25 protein-coding genes are annotated in these 19,479 nt (G+C 69.1%); 10 read left to right on the top strand and 15 right to left on the bottom strand.

Annotated elements, in window-relative coordinates; translation table 11 throughout:
* The first annotated feature begins 158 nt into the window (after positions 1-158).
* Positions 159-293: a hypothetical protein gene (locus ACFULQ_RS32715; RefSeq protein WP_383550945.1), complete on the top strand. Its 135-nt coding sequence runs from the start codon at positions 159-161 to the stop codon at positions 291-293.
* A gap of 90 nt (positions 294-383) precedes the next feature.
* Positions 384-596 (top strand): hypothetical protein, encoded by a 213-nt coding sequence (locus ACFULQ_RS32710; protein ID WP_383550943.1) that lies wholly within the window; start codon positions 384-386, stop codon positions 594-596.
* A gap of 61 nt (positions 597-657) precedes the next feature.
* Here the strand turns inward: ACFULQ_RS32710 and ACFULQ_RS32705 are convergent, their stop codons facing one another.
* Both ACFULQ_RS32705 and ACFULQ_RS32700 read right to left on the bottom strand, forming a co-directional pair.
* The gene (locus ACFULQ_RS32705) at positions 658-1,167 is read right to left on the bottom strand and encodes a hypothetical protein (RefSeq protein WP_383550941.1); all 510 of its coding nucleotides are present in this window, start codon (positions 1,165-1,167) and stop codon (positions 658-660) included.
* A gap of 176 nt (positions 1,168-1,343) precedes the next feature.
* Positions 1,344-1,859, bottom strand: a complete 516-nt coding sequence (locus ACFULQ_RS32700; protein ID WP_383550939.1) for a hypothetical protein — start codon at positions 1,857-1,859, stop codon at positions 1,344-1,346.
* Positions 1,860-2,388: 529 nt separating this feature from the next.
* Between ACFULQ_RS32700 and ACFULQ_RS32695 the strand changes: the two genes are divergently transcribed.
* Positions 2,389-3,204, top strand: coding sequence for a hypothetical protein (locus tag ACFULQ_RS32695; protein WP_383550937.1), 816 nt, complete (start codon positions 2,389-2,391; stop codon positions 3,202-3,204).
* Positions 3,205-3,388: 184 nt separating this feature from the next.
* Here ACFULQ_RS32695 and ACFULQ_RS32690 read toward each other — a convergent pair whose 3' ends face one another.
* Positions 3,389-3,625: a hypothetical protein gene (locus tag ACFULQ_RS32690; protein WP_383550935.1), complete on the bottom strand. Its 237-nt coding sequence runs from the start codon at positions 3,623-3,625 to the stop codon at positions 3,389-3,391.
* A gap of 210 nt (positions 3,626-3,835) precedes the next feature.
* Here ACFULQ_RS32690 and ACFULQ_RS32685 point away from each other — a divergent pair, with 210 nt between their 5' ends.
* The 3 genes from ACFULQ_RS32685 (at position 3,836) to ACFULQ_RS32675 (ending at position 6,223) form a co-directional block, all read left to right on the top strand.
* Positions 3,836-4,144, top strand: a complete 309-nt coding sequence (locus ACFULQ_RS32685; RefSeq protein ID WP_383550933.1) for a hypothetical protein — start codon at positions 3,836-3,838, stop codon at positions 4,142-4,144.
* Between the two features lie 259 nt (positions 4,145-4,403).
* The gene (locus tag ACFULQ_RS32680) at positions 4,404-5,114 is read left to right on the top strand and encodes a hypothetical protein (RefSeq protein WP_383550931.1); all 711 of its coding nucleotides are present in this window, start codon (positions 4,404-4,406) and stop codon (positions 5,112-5,114) included.
* A 305-nt stretch (positions 5,115-5,419) separates the two neighbouring features.
* Complete coding sequence (locus ACFULQ_RS32675) at positions 5,420-6,223, top strand: hypothetical protein (protein WP_383550929.1); 804 nt, start codon at positions 5,420-5,422, stop codon at positions 6,221-6,223.
* Positions 6,224-6,310: 87 nt separating this feature from the next.
* Here the strand turns inward: ACFULQ_RS32675 and ACFULQ_RS32670 are convergent, their stop codons facing one another.
* The 4 genes from ACFULQ_RS32670 to ACFULQ_RS32655 all read right to left on the bottom strand — a co-directional run bounded on the left by ACFULQ_RS32670 (position 6,311) and on the right by ACFULQ_RS32655 (position 9,724).
* Positions 6,311-6,628 (bottom strand): hypothetical protein, encoded by a 318-nt coding sequence (locus tag ACFULQ_RS32670; RefSeq protein ID WP_383550927.1) that lies wholly within the window; start codon positions 6,626-6,628, stop codon positions 6,311-6,313.
* Between the two features lie 1,173 nt (positions 6,629-7,801).
* Positions 7,802-8,263, bottom strand: coding sequence for an ATP-binding protein (locus ACFULQ_RS32665; RefSeq protein WP_383551000.1), 462 nt, complete (start codon positions 8,261-8,263; stop codon positions 7,802-7,804).
* A 117-nt stretch (positions 8,264-8,380) separates the two neighbouring features.
* Positions 8,381-8,653, bottom strand: a complete 273-nt coding sequence (locus tag ACFULQ_RS32660) for a hypothetical protein (RefSeq protein WP_383550926.1) — start codon at positions 8,651-8,653, stop codon at positions 8,381-8,383.
* Positions 8,654-9,154: 501 nt separating this feature from the next.
* On the bottom strand, positions 9,155-9,724 hold the full coding sequence (locus ACFULQ_RS32655; protein ID WP_383550924.1) for an anti-sigma factor antagonist: 570 nt from the start codon (positions 9,722-9,724) through the stop codon (positions 9,155-9,157).
* 126 nt (positions 9,725-9,850) lie between these two features.
* Here ACFULQ_RS32655 and ACFULQ_RS32650 point away from each other — a divergent pair, with 126 nt between their 5' ends.
* From ACFULQ_RS32650 to ACFULQ_RS32640, 3 genes are all read left to right on the top strand, one after another.
* Positions 9,851-10,195, top strand: coding sequence for a helix-turn-helix transcriptional regulator (locus ACFULQ_RS32650; RefSeq protein WP_383550922.1), 345 nt, complete (start codon positions 9,851-9,853; stop codon positions 10,193-10,195).
* A 213-nt stretch (positions 10,196-10,408) separates the two neighbouring features.
* The gene (locus ACFULQ_RS32645; protein ID WP_383550920.1) at positions 10,409-11,179 is read left to right on the top strand and encodes a GAF and ANTAR domain-containing protein; all 771 of its coding nucleotides are present in this window, start codon (positions 10,409-10,411) and stop codon (positions 11,177-11,179) included.
* Positions 11,180-11,216: 37 nt separating this feature from the next.
* Positions 11,217-11,948 (top strand): GAF and ANTAR domain-containing protein, encoded by a 732-nt coding sequence (locus ACFULQ_RS32640; RefSeq protein ID WP_383550918.1) that lies wholly within the window; start codon positions 11,217-11,219, stop codon positions 11,946-11,948.
* A 793-nt stretch (positions 11,949-12,741) separates the two neighbouring features.
* Here the strand turns inward: ACFULQ_RS32640 and ACFULQ_RS32635 are convergent.
* From ACFULQ_RS32635 to ACFULQ_RS32605, 7 genes are all read right to left on the bottom strand, one after another.
* Positions 12,742-13,218, bottom strand: a complete 477-nt coding sequence (locus tag ACFULQ_RS32635; RefSeq protein WP_383550916.1) for a DUF3618 domain-containing protein — start codon at positions 13,216-13,218, stop codon at positions 12,742-12,744.
* The gene (locus tag ACFULQ_RS32630) at positions 13,215-13,586 is read right to left on the bottom strand and encodes a phage holin family protein (protein WP_383550914.1); all 372 of its coding nucleotides are present in this window, start codon (positions 13,584-13,586) and stop codon (positions 13,215-13,217) included. The genes ACFULQ_RS32635 and ACFULQ_RS32630 overlap by 4 nt, the downstream gene beginning before the upstream one ends.
* 301 nt (positions 13,587-13,887) lie before the next feature.
* A complete protein-coding gene (locus tag ACFULQ_RS32625; RefSeq protein WP_383550912.1) occupies positions 13,888-14,442 on the bottom strand; it encodes a phosphatase PAP2 family protein in 555 nt (184 codons plus the stop codon).
* 55 nt (positions 14,443-14,497) lie between these two features.
* Positions 14,498-15,547, bottom strand: a complete 1,050-nt coding sequence (locus ACFULQ_RS32620) for a YihY/virulence factor BrkB family protein (protein WP_383550910.1) — start codon at positions 15,545-15,547, stop codon at positions 14,498-14,500.
* 219 nt (positions 15,548-15,766) lie between these two features.
* Positions 15,767-15,955, bottom strand: a complete 189-nt coding sequence (locus ACFULQ_RS32615; protein ID WP_383550908.1) for a hypothetical protein — start codon at positions 15,953-15,955, stop codon at positions 15,767-15,769.
* Between the two features lie 159 nt (positions 15,956-16,114).
* The gene (locus ACFULQ_RS32610) at positions 16,115-16,714 is read right to left on the bottom strand and encodes a DUF6292 family protein (protein ID WP_383550906.1); all 600 of its coding nucleotides are present in this window, start codon (positions 16,712-16,714) and stop codon (positions 16,115-16,117) included.
* Between the two features lie 32 nt (positions 16,715-16,746).
* Entirely contained in the window at positions 16,747-17,754 is a 1,008-nt protein-coding gene (locus ACFULQ_RS32605) for a hypothetical protein (RefSeq protein ID WP_383550904.1), read from the bottom strand.
* Positions 17,755-17,840: 86 nt separating this feature from the next.
* Between ACFULQ_RS32605 and ACFULQ_RS32600 the strand changes: the two genes are divergently transcribed.
* Positions 17,841-18,407: a DUF6233 domain-containing protein gene (locus ACFULQ_RS32600; RefSeq protein ID WP_383550902.1), complete on the top strand. Its 567-nt coding sequence runs from the start codon at positions 17,841-17,843 to the stop codon at positions 18,405-18,407.
* A gap of 603 nt (positions 18,408-19,010) precedes the next feature.
* Here the strand turns inward: ACFULQ_RS32600 and ACFULQ_RS32595 are convergent.
* Positions 19,011-19,307 (bottom strand): hypothetical protein, encoded by a 297-nt coding sequence (locus ACFULQ_RS32595; protein WP_383550998.1) that lies wholly within the window; start codon positions 19,305-19,307, stop codon positions 19,011-19,013.
* Positions 19,308-19,479 lie beyond the last annotated feature (172 nt).

Raw genomic sequence — 19,479 nt, 5'->3', positions numbered from 1 at the left:
CCCGTCCCCCGCCAGCCCCTGTCGTGGAGTAATCCGACGGACACGAAGCGTAGTAGCAACTCGGGCCGGAAATCAGGCCGTTAGGGATTTGATCTGTCGGCCTGGTCGGCTGCATCCGACCGGTGCGCCGGCACCTGTCGAGCAGGCACTATGCACCGGTGAGTACCATTATCAAGTTCTTCGTGACGCCGGACCACGCTGCTGCCGCCGCCGTCGTGGACGTCGGACCCGACGACTTCTTTGAGTCGCTGACGTTCGGGAACTTCGACGCCGAAGAGGCGCTGATCGAGTAGGAGAGCATCTTCACCGGTCAGACCTTCGAAGACCTCGTCGCCGCTGACGTTCCCAAGGTCGTCGCCGATCCTGGTGATGGTGAAGGCCCAGTGGTGCTTGCGGCCTCCCGGGCTCTCCAGGACGCCCTGACCGTTGCCAATGAGCAACGGCTTGTCGAGGTCAGCCGACTGTGGGTCGCGGAGCGGTCGGCGGACGGCGAGGTCTTCGACGAGGGTATTGCCGTGTGGATCTTGAGCGGTCTGGCTGACCTGGTCCGCGCCATCGGCCGGAAGCAGGAGAGCCTGTACTGCTGGTCGGCGTAGAAGGACGCGGCCACCAATGATCATCGTTGGTTGTGTGGACAAACGGGGAGCGGCGCCCCCGTCACTTGAGCGCGTCTGCTGCGGCTTTGTACTCGGCGGCCTGGTCCGGCGTGAGGTAGTGCGAGACGCGGACGAGGACGGTGTCGTGGACGTAGTCGTACTCGGCGAGCGCGGACATCGCCTTGGTGACGGACTGGATGTAGTCGGCGCGGGCCTTTGCGTCCGAAGCGTCGGCGAAGACTTCGATCGCTCCCCCGCGTTCGAGTGCCCCCTTCTCGCTGCCGCTGACGTCGCTGGCCTTGATACGCGTGTCGGTGAAGGTGACCTTCGAGGTGTACTGGTTCGGCCGGCCGAGAAGGTGATTCGGGTCGTTGGCGGCTGTCACGGTGCCCGACTGCTTCGCAGTGGACACCCTGGCAGAGACACCGGAGAAGGCGCTGCTCGCGGTGATCGGCCTGCTCGCCGCGGGGCCGGTCTTCGTGTCATGGGTGGAACTGGAGTCGCTGGTGCTACAAGCGGCCGCTCCGGCGAGGAGGAGTGCGGCGGTCGTGGCGGCGAGGGCTCTTCTCATGGCGATGATGATGGGTGGCCACCGATCATCATCGCTGGGATGTGGCCGTGTCGTGACGATGCGTTCGCTGTTGGTCGAAAGGTGGGGCACTGACGTCGAGAGCCGCGCTTCGTGCCTCGCCGGAGCTACGGCTCTGCATCGCTGGCGGGGCCTTTCCGAGCACCATTCCTGCGTTCTCAGGGAAGAACGGGCGGCTCAGGAGGCACGATGCCGGAAGTTGCGGGACGCGACGGCATGGGCACCCCGCACGCCTTGCCCGACGCGTCGAAGACGATCCCCGCTCCCTCGGGGACCTTCCCCGCTCCCAGGATCATCTCCCAGCCGTTCTTCTTCAGGCGCCACGCCTGGTCGGTGCCATCGGCCAGCATCTGCTCCAACTGTCCCCAACCCCGTGCCTTCAGCACGGCAAGCACCGAGTCCACGGACGCACGCTTCGGCGCGGCCTCAGTCCGCAAGGACCCCACCACGCGGCAGGGATTGCCGGCCTTGCTCGTGTCGAGGAATCCCAGCCGCCCGATCCCCGCAGCCGCAGCCGCAGACCGGACATCACCCCGCACGGCATCAGCGGTCACCTCGCCCCTGGCCCCCCTTTCGGCCGCACGCGCAGTCGTCGTCGCGCGCTCGTCTGCTGTGCCGACACTGCCACCGCCGCCGCAGCCCGTCAGCGCCGTCATCACCGCTATCGCGGTCACGGCCACTCCCACCCCACGCATGTGTCCTGCCTTCGAATCGTTTCGTGTGCCGTGGAGTTTTAACACACAAAGGACCGCATGAACGCTGCAGTTCAGGGCGGTAGAACTCCACGCCGCACCGGGACTGCCGGCCTCCGCGCTTCGGCTCCTGACGCGACAACTCCTAGGCACGGCAAAGGCGGCCCCCCTCTCGCCAAATCGCGGGGCCGCCCTTGTCAGCCAGAACCCGTCGAGGAACTGGAGCCATTCAGCATGACCCATTGCCCCGTACCGCGCTGCTGCGCGCCTCGCCGTGCTGTGACCCGCCAGACGAAGATCGCTGATCTCGAACACTCCCCGTCCTCCGGAGCCCTTTTGGGCTGGCATCGCACCCCCGCCGCCGGGCGGAGGGACATGGAGGGGTTGCTGAACAGTCGGCAGTGACGTGGCACACTCCCAATCCATCGCAGGGATCGAGACCTGCGAAGATCGGTCCGCAGATGTGCACGCCCTGTCAGAAAGGGGTGGCAACGGTTGGGGGGAGCCCGGGGTGACGACGATCGATGAGTACCAGCGGCGCTGCGAGCAGTTGTTCGTGGCTGGAGGAAACGGTGCTGTGAGGCGGGCCGCCCAGGCGGGCCTGGACGAGCTCGGCCCCAGCCCCGATCTGTATTGCTGGTTGGCGCTCGGGCACGCCGCCGAGGACGACGACGAGCACGACGACGACGCCGAGGAAGCCTTCCGGGCCGGACTCGCCCTCGACGGTGACCACCTGGGGCTTCTGGCCGGTTACGCCGAACTGTGCCTTCGTGCCGACTCTTTCGAATACCCGGGCCGGGCCGCGCGAGCCGTCACGTTGTCCAAGCACCTCAAGCAGCTCGCACCGCGGTCCGCCGAAGCCGACCGGCTTGCGGCAGCACAACGCTGGGCGCAGCGCGGCTACTGGGACGACTTGCGGATGAGAGCGGCGGCCGCCGCGGTCGCGGGCCGCGACACCGAAGCACAGGCACGTGCCCTGGCCGTGGATCTCCGGCACGGCGACGATGCGGTGACCGGGGACATGAACGTCGAGGACCGCGACGCCGTCGTACGCGCCGCTACCCTCAAGGCGCTGTCCGGGCCGTGGAACGCCCCCGTACGCTTCCTGGGCCAACATCGCACGACCGCCTGGGCACTGAGCGGCATCCTGTGTCTCCTGACCAACACGGTGTTGCGCCAGACCGGAGTCGTCGACTCCTTCAGCGCCTGGGGCTTCCTCTGGGCCCTCCCGGTATTCATGGTCGACCGCCGTTTCGCCGCGATCCGCAGGCAAGCCCAGGCACAGCACATCGCCACCCTCGAAGCAGCGCTCGGCGCACGGAGTTGAACGCACGGACGCGTCCATTTGAAGACGGACCATAGTGCTCCGCTTCACCGCCCCGGTCTCGATGTATCGGCGTCGGGGGCGCCGGTGGTCGACATGTCGGCGTCGTGAGGGCTTCGGCTGCGGATGGACGAGAGCGAGATTCTCGCGAGTTGCCGGGCCCCGGTCCGGCAAGGGCAGTCTTTGTTCAGCCGCCGTTGAAGTAGTGGGGGTCGGGGCGCTGCCTTGGGACGTCCGGGCGGATCCGGCGTTTGAGCACGTTCCAGCGGTGCCGGGCGCCTTGCCGCGAGACGTGCCATGCGCGTCCGAGGTCCGCATGGCTGGCGCCCTCCTCTATCGCCCGTGAGGCGTAGACCAGCCGCAGATCGTCCAGCGCCTTCTGGTGGTCTTCCACAGCGGCCAGCAGGGCTGGCATGGCTTCCATGTCGCTCTCGGCGCCCCACCCGGTCGACCTTGCACCGCTGCCGGTACCTATGGGCGGCCGACACATGCGGCCGACCTGCAGTTGTGCTGTCGGAGAAGACGATGAGCCGCCAAAGACGCCGTCGGCGTGACATCGCGGCGCAATCGCAACCGCACACGGCCATCCCGGGCTCTCCCCCTGCACATCCACCCGCTGCTCAAGGAGACCGACATGAGCATCGCCCTTGACCACCACACGCCGCACACCTTCGTCGACCCCTACGCCGCCGACCCTGCGGAAAGCCCCTGGCCGCCGGCCCCCGGGCAGGACACGGACTGCCTGCTGCCCCCGCCCAACCCCGCCGAGCGCCTCAGCCTCCACATCACCCCCCGCGACCAGCGCCGCCTGGCTCTGCACGCTGCGCTCACCGCCGCCGGCGTCCCGCCCCGGCCCGAAGACCGAGACGCCATCGACCAGCTCAGTGCCCTGCCCTCCAGCATCAACACCACTCTGCAGCGCTGGCTGCGCCACACCGCATGAAACGGACGCCGGCAGGTACCACGGCGGAGGACTGAGATGAGCGACGAAAGATGGCACCGTGCGGTGGCAATACGTGTCCTGCCTCGCCGTGCGGGAGTCTTCCGCGGCTTGTGCACGCGGACGGCGCGCCATCCGCACACGGGCCGGCCAACCGGCTCGGCAAGGTCATCCGTCGTGAACAACTGCCAGTATTCGCCCGCTTGTTCGGGGGCATGGGGCCCTCCGTCGGGAGGGGAAGCACGTGGCTCGTCGTACCTTCATGCGTGGTTCCCTTGCCGCGATCATCGGTTTGGCGCTCTCTGTGTCCGCCGTGCCGCTGGTGGCGCCGGCGCGCGCGGAGGCCGCAACGGAGATCGTCGTTCCGGCCACCATGCGCACGACCCCGCGCACGACGTATCTGCAGAGCGCGGGGGCTTCCGGCTTCCTCGAGTACCGCTCCACCTCCGGGGGTTCCGGCCTCTGGTGGACCAGCTACGACGGCAGCCGCAAGCCAGTGGAAGGTGGCGAGGGACTCGGGCCGCGCACTGCGGGTTCGTACGGCACCGTTTCGGACGTCGTCGCCCTTGGCCCGACCCAGGGCAGTGGTGGGCAGGTCCTGCTCCGGGACATGGGAACCGGTACGACGCAGACCGTGGCCATCCCAGCAGGCCAGAGCTATCTGCAGACGTACGGACGTACTGTCCTGACCAGCACGTCGACCGGTGGGGAACGGACTGGGCTGTTCCTGCTGCACAACGAGAACGGCAGCACGGTGCGGAAGCCCGTGACCGGATTCCCGGACGGGACGGTCTTCCCCTTCTTTCCCAGGGGTTCCGCCTCCGGCCTCCTCGTCAACGATTACGTCAAGAAGTCCATCACGGACGAATCGCTCGTCCGGATCTCCGTCGCCGAGCTGGAACACCAGAGCGAGGCGCCGGAAGCCGAGCCTCCCGCCAAGGGCAGGCTGCGGCGCGCGCTGGGCATGAGCTGACGGGCCGTTGCGAAGGCCCCTCGGCTCAGCCCTCACGACCGCCTTTGCACCCGGGCGTTCGATTCCAAGGCCAGGCTGGATGCCTCTCGAAGTGGTGGACATCTACTGTCCGCTCTGGGGTTCTGGCTCAACTTCTGTGGTGTGGGGAAGCTGGGTGATGGCCCCTCCGCGGGCGCCAACCGGGCGGTCCGCCTGAGGCGAGTCCGGCAGTGCACGACGGGCGCACCTGCTCGCCGCCAAATCGGCATGCCGAACGTAGCCGCTCGGTGCGATCATGCTGTTCGCCGACGGAGCGGGGAGGGCGTATGGCGGGCCTGACAGTGACGGTGTGTCTGCCGCCAGGGGTCACGGACGATATTGAGGGGGCGCTCGCCGCCGCTCTGTCACCGTTCGACCAGAACGGTGACAACCCCCTGGGCCGCGGCATGTGGGATTCACGCCGCATCCTCGGTGGCAGCAACGGTCGGGGGTTCGCGGTCGTCCGCGGATACGAGGACGATCCCAGGCTGGTCCACGACGAGCCCCGATACGACGGCACCCCTGCTCCCAGCGCTCCAGGGGTCTGTGCTGGAGGACCGCGTGCCTTGCTCGACTTTTCGCGGCCGCAAGCCGCCTCCGAACGAGCGACAGCCGCGTCCTGGGACCTGTGGCAACGCCTGTCTGGCGAACACCCGCCAGCCCTGCCTCTCAAGGTCTTCGTGGAGCGTTGGCGAAATGATCCCGGCGCATTCCCGGGCGGCCCCTGGGACGACGGGATGGTGGCCGCCTACCGGGCCCAGCCACTGATCAAGGCATACCTCGATCACCCCTGGAGTCTCGGATTGGGCTTCCCGGGCTCCCCGTTCCATACGGAGCATCCCGTCATCGGCTTCTCCCGCAGCCGTGCTGACTACATCCGTGAGCTCTCCTGGAAGTCTCCGCCGGACACGGACGTGCTCACGGTCGATGGCTGGTGGCGAGAGGGCGACGGAAGTGCCGTTCACGCGTCCTGCGACCCGGATTCGTGTCCTCACGATCCCCCAGGGCCCGCTGTATGGCCGGGCAGCGAGGCCTACCTGTCGCAGCTGCCCCTCACCACGATTTTGGTACGGGTGCACTGCCACTGCTGATGCCCCCACAAAAGTACCCTCACATATGTCTCATACTGTGACCATCAGTCCCAGACGCCTCATAAGGGGCCTGAGATCCAGTGAGGTTCACGAGGGCATGTTGGGGCGGAGCGCGTGGCCGTCCAGGGCCCGTTGGAGACTCACGTTCGGCACGTGGGACGCGGACATCATCGACTCGATACGTCCCTTCTGCCCCTCGGCCTCCCAGTGGCCCTTGGCCCAGTAGGGATGGGGATACACGTCGGGTGAGTGCACCCAGACCACGGTCACAGTCATGTCGGTGCCCGCTTTGGTCCATCGGTCGATGTAGGTGGTGATGCCCTGCCAGCTCATCTCGGCCGACTCCAGCGTCCACTGCTTGCTGGCTGCGTAGCGGTGGGCTGAGTCCCGCTCTTCGATCTTCAACGCGCCTCCCCTGAGTTCGAGTCAGGAAGTATCCTCCACGAACAGGGTTGGTGCCGGTCGCTGTAGGTCACCTGGCGGCCGAGCGCTGCTGCGGGCTGTCGGAAACGCCCCGTACGACGCCGACGAGCCTGGCGACTCCAGGTTCCACCTGGCTCATCGGAGTGGCCTGGGGCGATGGCTGCGGCTGGACGAGATCACTTTGCCGCCCTCCTACTTGGCCCGCACGTATACGGATCTCGGGCCTCGGACGGGTCCGGCGCGACGCCGCAGTTTCGAGTAGGACGAATCGATGCTCCTCGAGCATTGTGTTAGGGCTACTGCCCGATCTGTTGGACTGCGGCCAGCAGGAGTTCGCAGTTCGTGGCCGCCTCGTAGGTACTGCCCAGAGGCTGTAGCGGTAGGCGCGGCGATGGGCTGACCCCAGGCCTTTTCAGGCGGCGTATAGCTGCATGGCGTCCACCCACGGGCGGCTGTCCGCCCAGGTCCGGGCTATCGCGAGATCGTGATGGTAAACAACAGCGATGCGCCGATCGAGCGGCTCGAGGCGCGCTTCGGGACCGCCTACCTTCCTGACGAGGTGCACTGGCTGGTGCCCGGGACACTCCCGAGTGGCTACCAGCTGGGCGAGCGCGGCATAAATCAGCTGAACATGCCCGGACCGGGCAGAGGCACCGGCCGACGAACGAGATCGCCAGCCTCATTGGGCCGCCGCGGACTTGATCCACAGGCCTTGACTTTTGCTCTCCATCAGGGGCGGGCAGGGGGAGTTGACCTGCCCGCCCCGGTGGGCAGCGGCCCAGCACACGGGGGTATTGCGGGCCGTGCCGAGCCGTAGTGACGGCTCACCCGTGACAGCGCACCGGGCGCGGTCTGTGTCACACATCTGCCGTGTTGAGCCGTCGAACGAGCCGCGGAGTGCGCGTGTTCGAGGATGGGGCCGTCCGTTCGGGGCGGGCGCCGCAGAAGCAGGGGCGTGATCGCTTCCCCGAGCAACGCGATCAGCCCCACAGAGCTCTTTGCCGGCTCTTCACAGCTGTCAGCCTCCCCGTACGCGGTTTCCGCAGCGCCGGGGCCGCCTGCTCGCAGGTGGCAGTACTGGTGCCGATCGTCGGCTGCCCACCGTTCCCGGCCGCCTTCCCGGAGCCGACACCGTCTGGCGGCAGGCGCCACCGGCTACAGCAGGCGGCCTGTCGGGTGTCCACCGGGGTCGTCAGCCAGCACGATCGCGACCCGGATCCTCTTGCCGACCGGCTCGCGGCGGATCTCGAAGCTGCGGCACACGGCCATGACGATCTCCAGGCCGTGCTTGCCGATCCGGTTCGGATCCGCTTCCTGGGGCACCGGCATGGCGGGATCGCTGTCGCAGACGCTGATCTCCACGGCACCGTCGATGACTTCCAAGTCCAGCAGGCATGGACCGGACGCGTACTTGTGCGCGTTCGTCACCAGCTCGCTGACCACCAACTCCGCCAGGCCGATCGCACGCTCCGATACCGGAAGACCGTGAACCGCCTGCACCCCGGTCATGAAGCGGCGGGCCGCGTCCCGGGCCTCAGCTATCCGCTCCCCACTCTCCAGAGCGACCGCGGACAGGAGGGGACGGCTGGTCAGCAGCTGATCCTCGTCCTCGTGCACCACTGGCACACACCGCCACCCTCGCCCTGAGCAATCCGGAGGGCGTTCGGATACCCCGGAATCCCGGACGCACGCAGCCCTGGCATCACGAGTACGCAACCGGCACGTCCACTGTCATCAGCCGTGGCCGCCCTGCAACGTCGAGCCTGAACCGTCCCCATGCCCAGGGGCGTCCATACGGGCACCTGGCACCGTGGAGCCGAGCACCATGAGCACATCGTCGGCAGCGCCAGCCTGGCCGTACTGCGCGCACGGCACGGACCCGGCCACCATCCCGTCGGCTGCCGCGGCGTCCGTGTGCCCGGCCATACCGCGCGCCTCGCGCACCTTGCGGCCGCCGATCGTGACGCCTACCTGGCCGGCCTGGCTGCCGGGGCCAGCGTCGACCACGGGGGCACCCCGTTCACCGTTCCACCGCCGGCACCTACATCGAGATGACCTCCCGCCCGACCGAACCCGTCCTGCTGGGCCTGGCCGTCCTCGCCGTCCGCAACCGCGTCGGACGCTGAGCCGGTGATCTATGGCGTTCTGCAGCCGGTCCCGGCCAACGGCCGTCAGGGGACCGTCGACTCATACCCGCTCAGCCGCTGGACTTTCCAGGTGAGGTGCTTGCTCACGGCGGCATTGTCCCAATCGTGCGCATCCAGCAAGGGGGTTCTCGCACATCTTCTTGACGAACAGTCCTCGGTGACGGCCTTGCCGGTCGCCGCTGTGGCGTGGCCTTGGTCCGGCCAGGAAGCGCGTGTCCTTCCCGGGTGGCCCTCAGAGGGGCTGGCTGCGGTGTTCTTGCAGCGCTTGCGCCAGGTGGCCGGCGAGGGGCTCGGGCAGGTTCTCGCCGTGCACGGCACCCACGAGTAGTTCGGCGAGCAGGTGGAGTTTGGTGTTGCTGTGCTACGAGGTGCTGACCAGGACGTTCCATGCCTGCTCGGCGCTGATGGTGTAGGAGGCCATGAGGATGCCGCGGGCGATGTCGATGGCTGGGCGGGTCTGCATGGCGCGTCGCAGTTGTCCGTTTTCCGTCTGGATGCCTTCAACGTCTTCCGTGCCGGGGGTGTGCGCGGTGTCCGTTGAGGTGAGCACGTCGACGGCGCCTGTCAGCTGGAGCAGGCGCAGGACAGTCGGGCTGGAGACGCGGACGGTGAGGGTCTTGGCGGCCTCGCGGGCGCGGCGGCGCACGTGGAGGAGGATGCCGAGTCCGGAGCAGTCGCAGAATGTGATCTGGGCGAGGTCGACGTCCACGCCGTCGGCGGACTGGTCGAGCGCGTCCTGGAGGACCTGTCCCAGCGCGGGGCTGTTGTCGAAGTCGATCTCACCGGACGCTGTGACCAGGGTGTGTCGGCCGTGCGCGTCGGCATGGACGGTCAAGGACAGCGGGGGAACCCGCGAGACGGGGCGCCGTTCGGCACCGCAGTCGACGCACAGCTCTGGGTCGTCTGGCAGGGCGGCTGCCTGGTCGGACATAGTGACTCCCCAGCGTCCGTCCTCGTGCTTCTTCAGCATTGCCACCCTCCGCGTTCCACGCCAACTGATACATGAAACACAAGTCGTGCTTTTGAAAGCGTGAAACGTTCCCCCTACTCTGTGGGTGTGGACGGAGTCGCAAAGCCGTATGTGGGCTGGACGTTTCTGACCAATCACGCGCGGGTGCTGGCCGCCGTCGCCGAGGACGACAGCACCCGCATCCGCGACATCGCCGCGCGCTGCCGGCTGACCGAGCGGGCGGTGCAGCGGATCATCGCCGACCTGGAAGAGGGCGGCTACCTCACCCACATCCGCCAGGGCCGTTCCAATCTCTACCGGGTCGCTTCTGACACGATGCTGCGTCATCCCGCTGACGGTGAGGCGAGTGTTGCGGACCTGCTGGCCCTGCTGGTCCGCCATGACCGCGTCATCGCCGCCCCTGCCGACGCGGAACCGGACGGCCAACGGTGAGCATGGCCCACCCCCTGAGACCGGGCGAAGCCTGGGTCCTGCCTGCACCGGCCGAAGGACGGGAGTGCCGCCCGCCGGCGACGGTGCCGGGTTTTGGGCGCATACGGCTGGGAACTGCGTCAGCACCAGCGGGCCGCCGTCCAGCGACCGTCTCCGTGAGGAAAGATCGGACGACGGTGACGGGGGCGGCGACTGCGCCCACCGGGAGAGAGGATGACGGTGGCCGGGGATCGGGAGCCGAGTGGCGAGGACGCTGAACGCTCCGCGCAGCACGAGCGCGCTCGCATCGCCCGCGCACTGACCAGCGCGGTGGCAGGAGTGCCCGCTGCCGCGATGCCTGGTGCGCTGTGCCGGGCCTGTTTGACGCTCCTGCCGGAGGTCTCGGGTCTGTCGGCGTCGATCGCCGTACCTGGGGCGGGCACCGGCATCGTGCTCTTCGCCAGTGACCAGGTCGCCTCCCAGCTGGCGGAGATGCAGTTCACGCTCGGAGAGGGTCCGTGCACGGAGGCCCTGCGGTTGCGGGCTCCGGTGCTGGCTGCCGACCTGACACGCGGCCCGGACGTCCGCCGGTGGCCGCTGTTCGCGGTGCAGGCGGCCCGGGCCGGTGTCGAAGCCGTTTCCTCCCTCCCGCTTCCGGGTGCCGCGGGCCCGCTGGGCACCCTTGACCTGTACCGGGAGCGTGCGGGCGGCATGAGCAACGGACAGCTGCGCACCGCGCTGCTGCTCGCCGACGCCCTCACCTTGGCCGTCAGCGCCCTCGACCACGGTTCTGCAGACTCCTCCGAGGTCGTAACGTGGCTGCAGAGCGCCGAATCGGACCGGGAAGAAATCCACCAGGCCACCGGGATGATCATGGTGCAGTTGGGAGTAAGCGCACAGGAGGCCCTGCTCAGACTTCGGGCCCGGGCCTTCGCACAGGACCAGACCTCCGCCGACGTCGCGCGAGCGATCATCAACCGCACCACGGACATCCGCCATGAATGAACCAACGAGCACACGCACCGGTGCCGGGGAGACGGACATGAACCGCGAGCGCGCCCTGGCGAAGGCCTTCGTCGATCTGGCCGACACCTACGCGCCGCAATTCGACCCCCTGCACCTGTTCAACCGGCTCGTGCACAGCTGCCGCCACCTGCTGCGGGTCGACGCGGCAGCGGTGATGGTCGCCGACGGCAGGGGCACGCTGAAGACGATGGCCGCCACCGACGAGGAAGCCGCCTTCGTCGAGCTGATGCAGCTGCAGACCGGCCAAGGGCCCTGCATGGACTGCTACCGCACCGGCCTCGCCCGCAGCGTCCCCGACATCACCGCCGAACACGAGCACTGGCCCCACCTCGTCACCGCCATGACCGACGCCGGATACCGCTCCCTGCACACCGTTCCGGTACGCCTGCACGAGCGCACCCTGGGTGCCCTCACCCTGCTCAGCACCGGCACCGCCCAGATGCCGCGGGACGACCAGGCTCTCGCCCAGGCGCTGGCCGACGCGGCCGCCCTGTCACTGATGCACTGGGCCACCGAACCCCGCCACGACGACGTCACCACCCGCGTGCAGAGCGCCATCGCCGTCAAAGCCACCCTGGACATCGCCAAAGGCATGATCGCCGCCTACCACGACGTGACCGTCACCGAGGCCGGACGCCTTCTCGCCGACTACGCCGCCCACCACCAAATCAGCCTCGCCGACACCGCCCTCGCCCTGGTCACCCGCACCATGGACCCAGCCCTCGTCCCCGCCACACCGAGCCGATGACCTTCCCGGCTCTCCCCACGGCCCCTCCAGCCCTCGGATCTTCCTGCCCGTCGGCCAGAACCAGCAGGTCCCCACTGTCTGGCAGGTCCGTGACGGTCTGTCCCTGCCGGACCAGCAGCCCCGAGACCACAGCCTGCACGATCGCATGCATGCCGTGACCCGAGGCTCCCGTCTGATCCTTCGACGGCGCGGTGAACCCGTCCGAGGCCGTCCACCTCACCCGCACCCCGGCCGGCACCCTCGTGACCGCAAGCCCAGGCCTGCCGTCCTGCACATCGTTTGGTGGGGCTGCTCCACGCTCGGAGCAGCCCCACCTCGTGCTGCGGCCCGAGTACCTGATGTCCTGCTGAGCGGTGAGGATGGCGCGGGCCAGCCCGACGCCGACGGCTTCCTGCTTCACCGCCCAGGCGAGCAGGCTGTGGTGCTCAAGGAAGGTGACCTTAAAACTGGCGGTCGGCTCGGGCAGCACGGTGGCCAGGTAGGCGTCGACACCTCCAACGACCTTGGTGAACTCGGGCGGATGGCCTCGATGTGGTCGGCGACGCCCTTGAGCATGTCGCCGATCTCGCGGATGTCGTCCAAGTCCTCGGCGCCGCAGGGCTTCTGTGCGCGACGGCACTGCGCCTTGTAGCGGTCGGCGAGCCACTTGTCGGGGTCGTCGTAGGCCGCGTTGTCCTAGTCCGTGGTGCGGATCTTCTTCATTCAGGCGAAGACCCGCCCGGCGGCTGCGCCGCTGACGGCACCGAGCGTGACGCCGACCGCTTTGTAGGCGAACCTCGAGGCCTACGTGGGCTTACTCCTTCCGGCGCCGACCGGCCCACCACACCGCCACGGCCGCGCCTGCGGCAGCCAGCAGCAGGGTGCGGTGCTCCCGCGCCAGCCGCGCCCCTTGGGCCGTCTTCTGCCGCACCGGTTCGGGCGCTTTCTCCTCCCAGACATGGCCGGCGTGTGCCGCCTTCGCACGGGCCTGCTCGGCGGTGTGGGCGGCCTTGTCCTTGACCGGGGCGGGCAGCCGGTCCTGCGCCTGGTGCGCCAGATCGGTGGCCTTCGCTTTCAGTTCTCCGCTCTTGTGTGCGGCCTGCTCCTTGAGCCGGTCGGCCCTGGCGGCGGCCTGGTGGCGTACGTCAGCGGCCTTTTCCTGGGCGCGCGTTTTGACGTCGGTCCTGGCCGTCAGCTCCTGGACGGTCTGGCCGAGCTCCTCGCGGGTCTGCTCGACCTGCTCGCGCAGCTGTTCAGGGGTGGGGTTCTGCTCGTCGTGCGGCTGCGTCATCGCTGTGCACTTCCCTTGATCTCGGCCACGTCGGCCTTGACGTTCTCGATCGTCTGCTCGGGTGCGGGCGAGCCGGCCTCCTGGACCTGCTTCTTCCCGGTCAGGGCCATCACCGCGGCGATCACGCCCAGCACCGCGGTCACGATCAGTGCGGCGGCCCACACCGGCAGCGGCACCGCCAGGGCGGCGATCGCAGTGGCCACCATCGCCTGCGCCATCAGAAAACCGACCAGGCCCGCGCCGCCGAACAGGCCGCCGCCCTTGCCGTACCGCTTGCCCTTCTCCTTCATCTCCGCCTGAGCCAGTTGCAGCTCGCCACGCACCAGATCGGTCTGCTGCTGCGAAGCCCGCTGCACCAGCTCCCCCACCGGCTCCTGACCAGAGCGGTCCGTGCTGTGATCGGTTCCGGCGTAGTGCGGCTGTGTACCCGACACGGCCATCACCTCCCGTCCCTCTACGTCTTTGCAGGCCGGGCCGCTTCCTGCGCCCGACCGCCCGATTGGCGCGCGAGTACCCCGAACGGGCGCGTTAACGAAGAGCCACATCACCTGCCCGAAGTCCAGGACGTGCACGGCAGCACAGGTTTCACCGCAGCTGAATGGACCAGCCGCAAGGCGGGAGGCCTGAGGTGCGGTGGCGGTTTGGCCGGCGGGAATGCCACCGTCCCGGTCAGCGGGAGAGCCAGAGGCGCAGTGTCAGGTGCAGGGCGTGGCGGGTGAGCCAGGCGCTGGCCATGCCGATCGCGGCACCGACGACGACATCGCTGGGGTAGTGGGCGCCGCTCTGCACCCGCTCGACGGAGACCGCGGCGGCGGGCACCGCGCAGGCAACGCCCAGGGCCGGCCATGCCGGTACCACGGCGGCGGTGAAGGCGACCGCGGCGGCGGTGTGACCGGAGGGGAAGGAGGACGAGTCGGGGCGGTCGTCGACCTCGTCGTGGGGGAACCATTCCTTCGGCGGCCGGGGCCGGGCAGCCAGCTGCTTGCACAGGCCGTTCGATATCAGCTGCGCCAGCGTCAGGGCGCCCAGGCCGGCCACGGCCGCCTTGCGACCGCGCCACCCGCCCAGCCACGCCATGGCCGCGGCAGCACCCCACCACAGCTTCGAGCTCTCCGCACTCTCCTCCACCGCCGAGAGCACCTTGCCGACGCCGGTGGGGGTGGCGCGGGCCGTCTTCCTGGTCAGCCACCGATCAACGTCACGAACCTCCGCCAGAAGCCTCATGAGAGGCAGGTATCCCGAGGTCAACGTCCTACACCCAAGATCGACACGAGTGCCGTCACCTGTTCCCCAGGCGGCGCCGGTCCTCCTCGTCCCACTTCCGGGTGTCCCGGGGCTGGGTGTAGGGCTCGGCCCCGGCCGGATGGCCTCCGGCGATGGCTCGCCGGCGGACGAGCTCGGCGTCGAACTCCAGGCCCAGCAGGATGGCGAGGTTGGTGATCCACAGCCACAGCAGGAAGACGATGACGCCGGCCATGGTGCCGTAGGTCTTGTTGTAGGAGGCGAAGTTCGCGACGTAGAGCGCGAATCCGGCGGAGGCGATCATCCAGATCAGCAGGGCCAGGAAGCTGCCCGGAGTGATCCACCTGAAGCCCTTCACCCGCGCGTTCGGGGTGGCCCAGTACAGGATCGCGATCATCACCGCGACCAGGACCAGGAGCACGGGCCACTTGGCGATCGACCACACCGTCAACGCCGTGTCCCCGATCCCGAGCACCTTGCCGGCCTGGCGGGCGAGACTGCCGGTGAAGACGACGATCAGCGCACTGATCACGGCCAGCACCATCAGCACCACGGTCACCGCGACCCGGACCGGAAGGATCTTCCACACCGGGCGGCCCTCGGGCATGTCGTAGACGGCGTTCGCGGCGCGGATGAAGGCGGCCACGTAGCCGGACGCCGACCACACCGCCAGTACCAGGCCGACGATGGCCATGACGGAACCGACGCCGGCACTGCCCTGCAGCTGCTGGACAGCGCTGGTGATGATGTCGCGGGCCGAGCCGGGGGCGAACTGCTGGAGGTTGCTGAGCACCTTGTCGGTGGTCGACCTGCCGGTGAGGCCCAGGAGGGAGACGAGCACGAGCAGCGCCGGGAACAGCGCCAGCACCCCGTAGTACGTCAACGCCGCCGCGCGGTCGGTCAGCTCGTCGTCCTTGAACTCGCGCAGGCTGCCCTTGAGTGCCGCGCCCCACGAGCCCTTCGGCAGGTGCCTCGGCGTGCTCGGCGCCCTGCGCTCCACCTCCGGCCCGGGGCCGGCCTCGACCGGCGCGGGTGATTCATCGTGGGCGTGATGTTCTTTTCGTCCAGGAATATGCAGCTTTGTCATGCGGGCCGGGTACCCGCTTCGCCCCTCCCAAGCGCGACACGTCCACAGCTGCGGCTGCGGCTGCGGCTGCGGCCGCGTGAGCAGATCCCTCGCACCGACGTTCTCGGCCCGGTCCCTGCGGCGCGCGTCGTTGGCGTCGGCGAGGCATGGCGGAGCGGCACGGGGATGGGCCAAGGTGCTCACGCGCACTGGGGCAGGGCCGGGTGGCCGCTAGAGGGGTCAGGCTGCGTCCGTGTGCCGACCAGTGGTGCGGCGATCAGCCGGCGAGTTGCCCCCGTGGATCAGGCGCAGCCGGCCGCGCGCGTGGCGGCCCCGGTCCGGCCTGGCGAACAGCCGGTCCTCCAAGCGGTCCATCCCGTACAGCAGCAGGCCCAGCATCGGCAGCAGCAGAACAGCTACGAAGATCACAACACTGAGCCTCCTCCAGAACGGCCACACACCCGGGTGCCCGCGCAGGGCCAGAAACCAGCCGGGCGTTGTGAACGTCTGGTGACCGCCTGGAAGTGAACCGCCCACCCCGCGAGTCTTCGGCCTTTCGAGGCGCACCGAACCCAGCGCCGGGAGTCCTCATTTCTGCGGGCCATGTCTGTACAGGGCCCGCAGCGCCGCGGCCGCCTGCTCGTAGGTATCGATCCTGGTGTCGACCGTCAGCTGCACCCCCGGCCCGGCATCCCGCTCACCGCCGGCGCTCTCCTGCGGCGCCCGGAAGGGCCCTAGCCCCAGACGACTGCGGCGGAAGTCGTCGGCAGCGACGCGCATCTCCTGCGCGCCGTCCCATTCCTCCCGGTACTCCTCATCCGGCACCCGCCGAAAGCAGACCAGTTCCTCCGCGACGTCAGCTACCCGCTCCGGGTCCGCGATCGGCGTGCGCAGAGCCGTGAGCACGGTGTACAGGAGCACGTCATGGGAGTCGATGGAGGTCAGGGCGTAGTACCAGCCTTTGCATTCCTCCCAGTCGAGCCGGATCCCGCCGCGGCCGCTCGTGCGGGAGACGTCCCAGCCCAGGCGCATGTAGGTGGTCAGGCCGCGTTCGAGGCCGTGGTGGTTGGCGCGCACGGAACCCGGCGGGATGCCGCGCGCGGTGAGGGCGTCGTCGACGGCCTGGACGTAGGGCCAGTGCGGCAGCCCCTGCGGCGCGCTGCGCCATTGCGGCGGATCAAGCAGCACAGGTCTCACCTCCAGCGGGGAGCGGATGGGGGTCATGAGGCGCGGCGGAAGACGGCCGCCGGGCCGATCACACGGGGGCCGAACTTGTCGCGAACGCGGTCGATGGCCGTCTCGGCGGCGAGGCGGGCCTCGCGGGTGTCGTCGAGGGAGAGCTGGCGGGGCGCCTGGTCGGCGTCGATGAGGTCCTCGCCCTTCAACACGAGTCCGGTCAGGCGGCCGCGTTGCAGGCCGGCGGCGTCCATCAGCTGGTAGGCGAGCCGGCGCAGGTCGTCCTCATGTGCGGAGGGCGCGGCCAGGCGGCGGGTCTTCTCCCAACTGCCGCCGCCCGCAAACGTCAGGGTCAGGGTCAGGGCGCGGGCTACTTGGTCGCGGCCGCGCAGCCGGCTGCCGAGCCGGACCACCAGCTGCAGGAGGGAGGCTCGGACGATGGCGCCGTCCAGAGTGTGCTCATCGAAGGCGCAGCGCACGCTCGCGGAGGCGGGCAGGGCGCGGGGGGCAACGGGGCGGGGGTCGATGCCGCGGGCGCGATCGGTGGCCAGGCGGCCGGTCTTCCCACCCAGCAGCCGCTGGACCGTGGCCGGCGGGACTGCGGCGAGCAGGCCCACGCAGTGGATGCCGTAGTCCCGCAGCAGGGCCGCCTGCCGGGGGCCGATCCCGTGCAGGGCCTCGACGGGCAGCGGCCCGAGCCAGCCGGTGACGTCCTCGGGGGCGATCGCGAGGACCCCGCCCGGCAGGTCGACCTGGCCGGAGGCGGTGGCGGCGATCGTGATGGAGGGGCCGATGCCGATGCGGACGTCGACACCGAGGCGGGAGATCGTCCTGATCCGCAGGATCTCCCCCAGGCGTCGGGCGTCGACGCCGTGAAAGCGAAGGGCCCCGCGCAGGTCTACCAGGGCCGCGGTCGGAGGCAGGGCCTGCACCACTGGGGACAGGCCGGCGAGCTCTTCCAGGACCTGCCGGAACGCCTCCTCCCCCAGCCGGTCCGGGCAGCGCACGTGCATCACCACGCCGTGCCCGCCCGAGATCGCGCGGGTGCTCATCGGCCTCACCTCCCCCACCACGCTATCGAACATAAAATCGAACACGCGAGGGTGCGAGCCGTGATCATGGGCATAGAATCAAAAATGTGTTCGATGATCTTCCGCCCGACCTGGAGCGTCTGCGCACCCTGCGGGTGTGGCACGCGCTGTGGTTGCACCGCATCGACGCCAAGATCGAGCGGCTGGAACGCCGGACGGCGGAAGAGGAGTACGGTCGGCGCGCCCGGCCACAGCCGTCGGAGTGGGTCGTCGAAGTCGGCATCGGCGCCGGCAAGCCGCCCGTGCAGGTCCACGCCGGCCACTGCCACATGATCGGCTCACGCCGCCGCCCCGTCACCCGCGACGAAGCCCGCCGCCTCCTGACCGAAGGGCTGCGGGCCTGCACCCACTGCCAGCCCGATGCCCAGCTCCACATCATCGACTTATCCGCCCCGGCCTCCGAGGCGCGGCAGCGGCGGCCTGCCCGGCGAGCGCGTCCCAGCCGCGCTCGGTTCCACCTCGCCACCGAGTTGCCCGCCGCGATCCTCGCCCCCACCCTCGGCACTCACGTCACCGTCGCCGTCAAGTGGCCGCGGGCCGCCGGAGACTTGGGCGCCTACGCCGCCGAGATCAGCCGTCGAGCCGCCCATTCCGTCACGAGCCCACCAACGTGATGCAGAACCACGTCGATCTTCCTGCGTTTTTCTCCGCCGAATGAGAGGCGCAACCTGCGACCGACCATCTGCCTCTTGCCTTCGCGATGCCAGGGCCCGGAGGTCGACGCTTCGCCGACCCCGAGAGCTGGGCCCGCCTCGACGCGGAGATCGGCACAGAACTCCCGAACGGATACAAGGAATTCATCGACGAGTACGCGCCGGTCACAGTCAACCGTCACCTCTACCGGTGGGTCTACCAGGCCTCGAAATCGGAGTTACCCACAGGCTTAAACACGATCAGCCGTTCCTTCATGCGCTGCTGCCCGAGTTGGCGCTGGAAGATCCGGGAGGCGTTCGGACCCGCTGCTGGCTCCAGTACATGCCGCACGCCGGAGCGACCGAGGTCCGTCACATCGGCTGGGCAGGCTGAGTTGTCGGCGGCGCCGGAGTTCCTCGGACCAGTACAAGAGCTGCTCTTCGAGGGTGAGTTGCCGCTGCGGCTGTAGATCGAGGACACCGCCAACCAGCTGACAGCCGACGGCTGACCAGCAGCACCAGCCGTGGTCGGAGCTCTGGTCGCGTGTCCACTCGACCCGGTCAGCCTCATCAATGGCCTGATGATCAAGGCGTGTCGCCGGAGTAGTATAGGCGGCAGCTCACGCCCTGCCCCGGTGTGCGCGGCTCGTCGGGACGCGGGTCGTACAGCGACCGGCCGCCGGGGAACTGTCCGAGTTCGGTGGGCAGGGCTACCCCGTCGTCGATGTCCTCGGCCCGCCACCCGTGGATGTCCAGGAGCAGGCCGTCCAGCGGCCCGCCGACCAGCGCGGCATACGTCCGGTGCGGGAGCGGGCCGGGATGGGGGTCGTCGTGGTCCGCGCCGTAGACGCGTCCGTTCAGCAGCTGCTCATCGCCGTTCATCTGATCAGCGTGGCAGCCCCCACTGACAAGGCGGGCGTGCCCAGGGTCGCCTTGGCCTACCCGGGGGCCGCCGCTTGCCCGGTCAGGTGCGGAAGGCCCAGCCCAGGCGGCGAATCCGACGTTGGTGACGTACTCGTACTGGCCCCACTGGGAGCCGAGGTCGACGACCAGG

Source organism: Streptomyces sp. NPDC057253, from assembly GCF_042669125.1.
Classification (GTDB): Bacteria; Actinomycetota; Actinomycetes; order Streptomycetales; family Streptomycetaceae; genus Streptomyces.
This window is presented reverse-complemented; position numbering and strand designations above follow the sequence as displayed.

Coding starts and splice junctions, on each gene's coding strand:
- ACFULQ_RS32705 (WP_383550941.1), bottom strand. CDS start 1,167: ATGAGAAGAGCCCTCGCCGCCACGACCGCCGCACTCCTCCTCGCCGGA.
- ACFULQ_RS32690 (WP_383550935.1), bottom strand. CDS start 3,625: ATGGAAGCCATGCCAGCCCTGCTGGCCGCTGTGGAAGACCACCAGAAG.
- ACFULQ_RS32685 (WP_383550933.1), top strand. CDS start 3,836: ATGAGCATCGCCCTTGACCACCACACGCCGCACACCTTCGTCGACCCC.
- ACFULQ_RS32680 (WP_383550931.1), top strand. CDS start 4,404: ATGCGTGGTTCCCTTGCCGCGATCATCGGTTTGGCGCTCTCTGTGTCC.
- ACFULQ_RS32675 (WP_383550929.1), top strand. CDS start 5,420: ATGGCGGGCCTGACAGTGACGGTGTGTCTGCCGCCAGGGGTCACGGAC.
- ACFULQ_RS32655 (WP_383550924.1), bottom strand. CDS start 9,724: ATGTCCGACCAGGCAGCCGCCCTGCCAGACGACCCAGAGCTGTGCGTC.
- ACFULQ_RS32645 (WP_383550920.1), top strand. CDS start 10,409: ATGACGGTGGCCGGGGATCGGGAGCCGAGTGGCGAGGACGCTGAACGC.
- ACFULQ_RS32640 (WP_383550918.1), top strand. CDS start 11,217: ATGAACCGCGAGCGCGCCCTGGCGAAGGCCTTCGTCGATCTGGCCGAC.
- ACFULQ_RS32635 (WP_383550916.1), bottom strand. CDS start 13,218: ATGACGCAGCCGCACGACGAGCAGAACCCCACCCCTGAACAGCTGCGC.
- ACFULQ_RS32625 (WP_383550912.1), bottom strand. CDS start 14,442: ATGAGGCTTCTGGCGGAGGTTCGTGACGTTGATCGGTGGCTGACCAGG.
- ACFULQ_RS32620 (WP_383550910.1), bottom strand. CDS start 15,547: ATGACAAAGCTGCATATTCCTGGACGAAAAGAACATCACGCCCACGAT.
- ACFULQ_RS32605 (WP_383550904.1), bottom strand. CDS start 17,754: ATGAGCACCCGCGCGATCTCGGGCGGGCACGGCGTGGTGATGCACGTG.
- ACFULQ_RS32595 (WP_383550998.1), bottom strand. CDS start 19,307: ATGAACGGCGATGAGCAGCTGCTGAACGGACGCGTCTACGGCGCGGAC.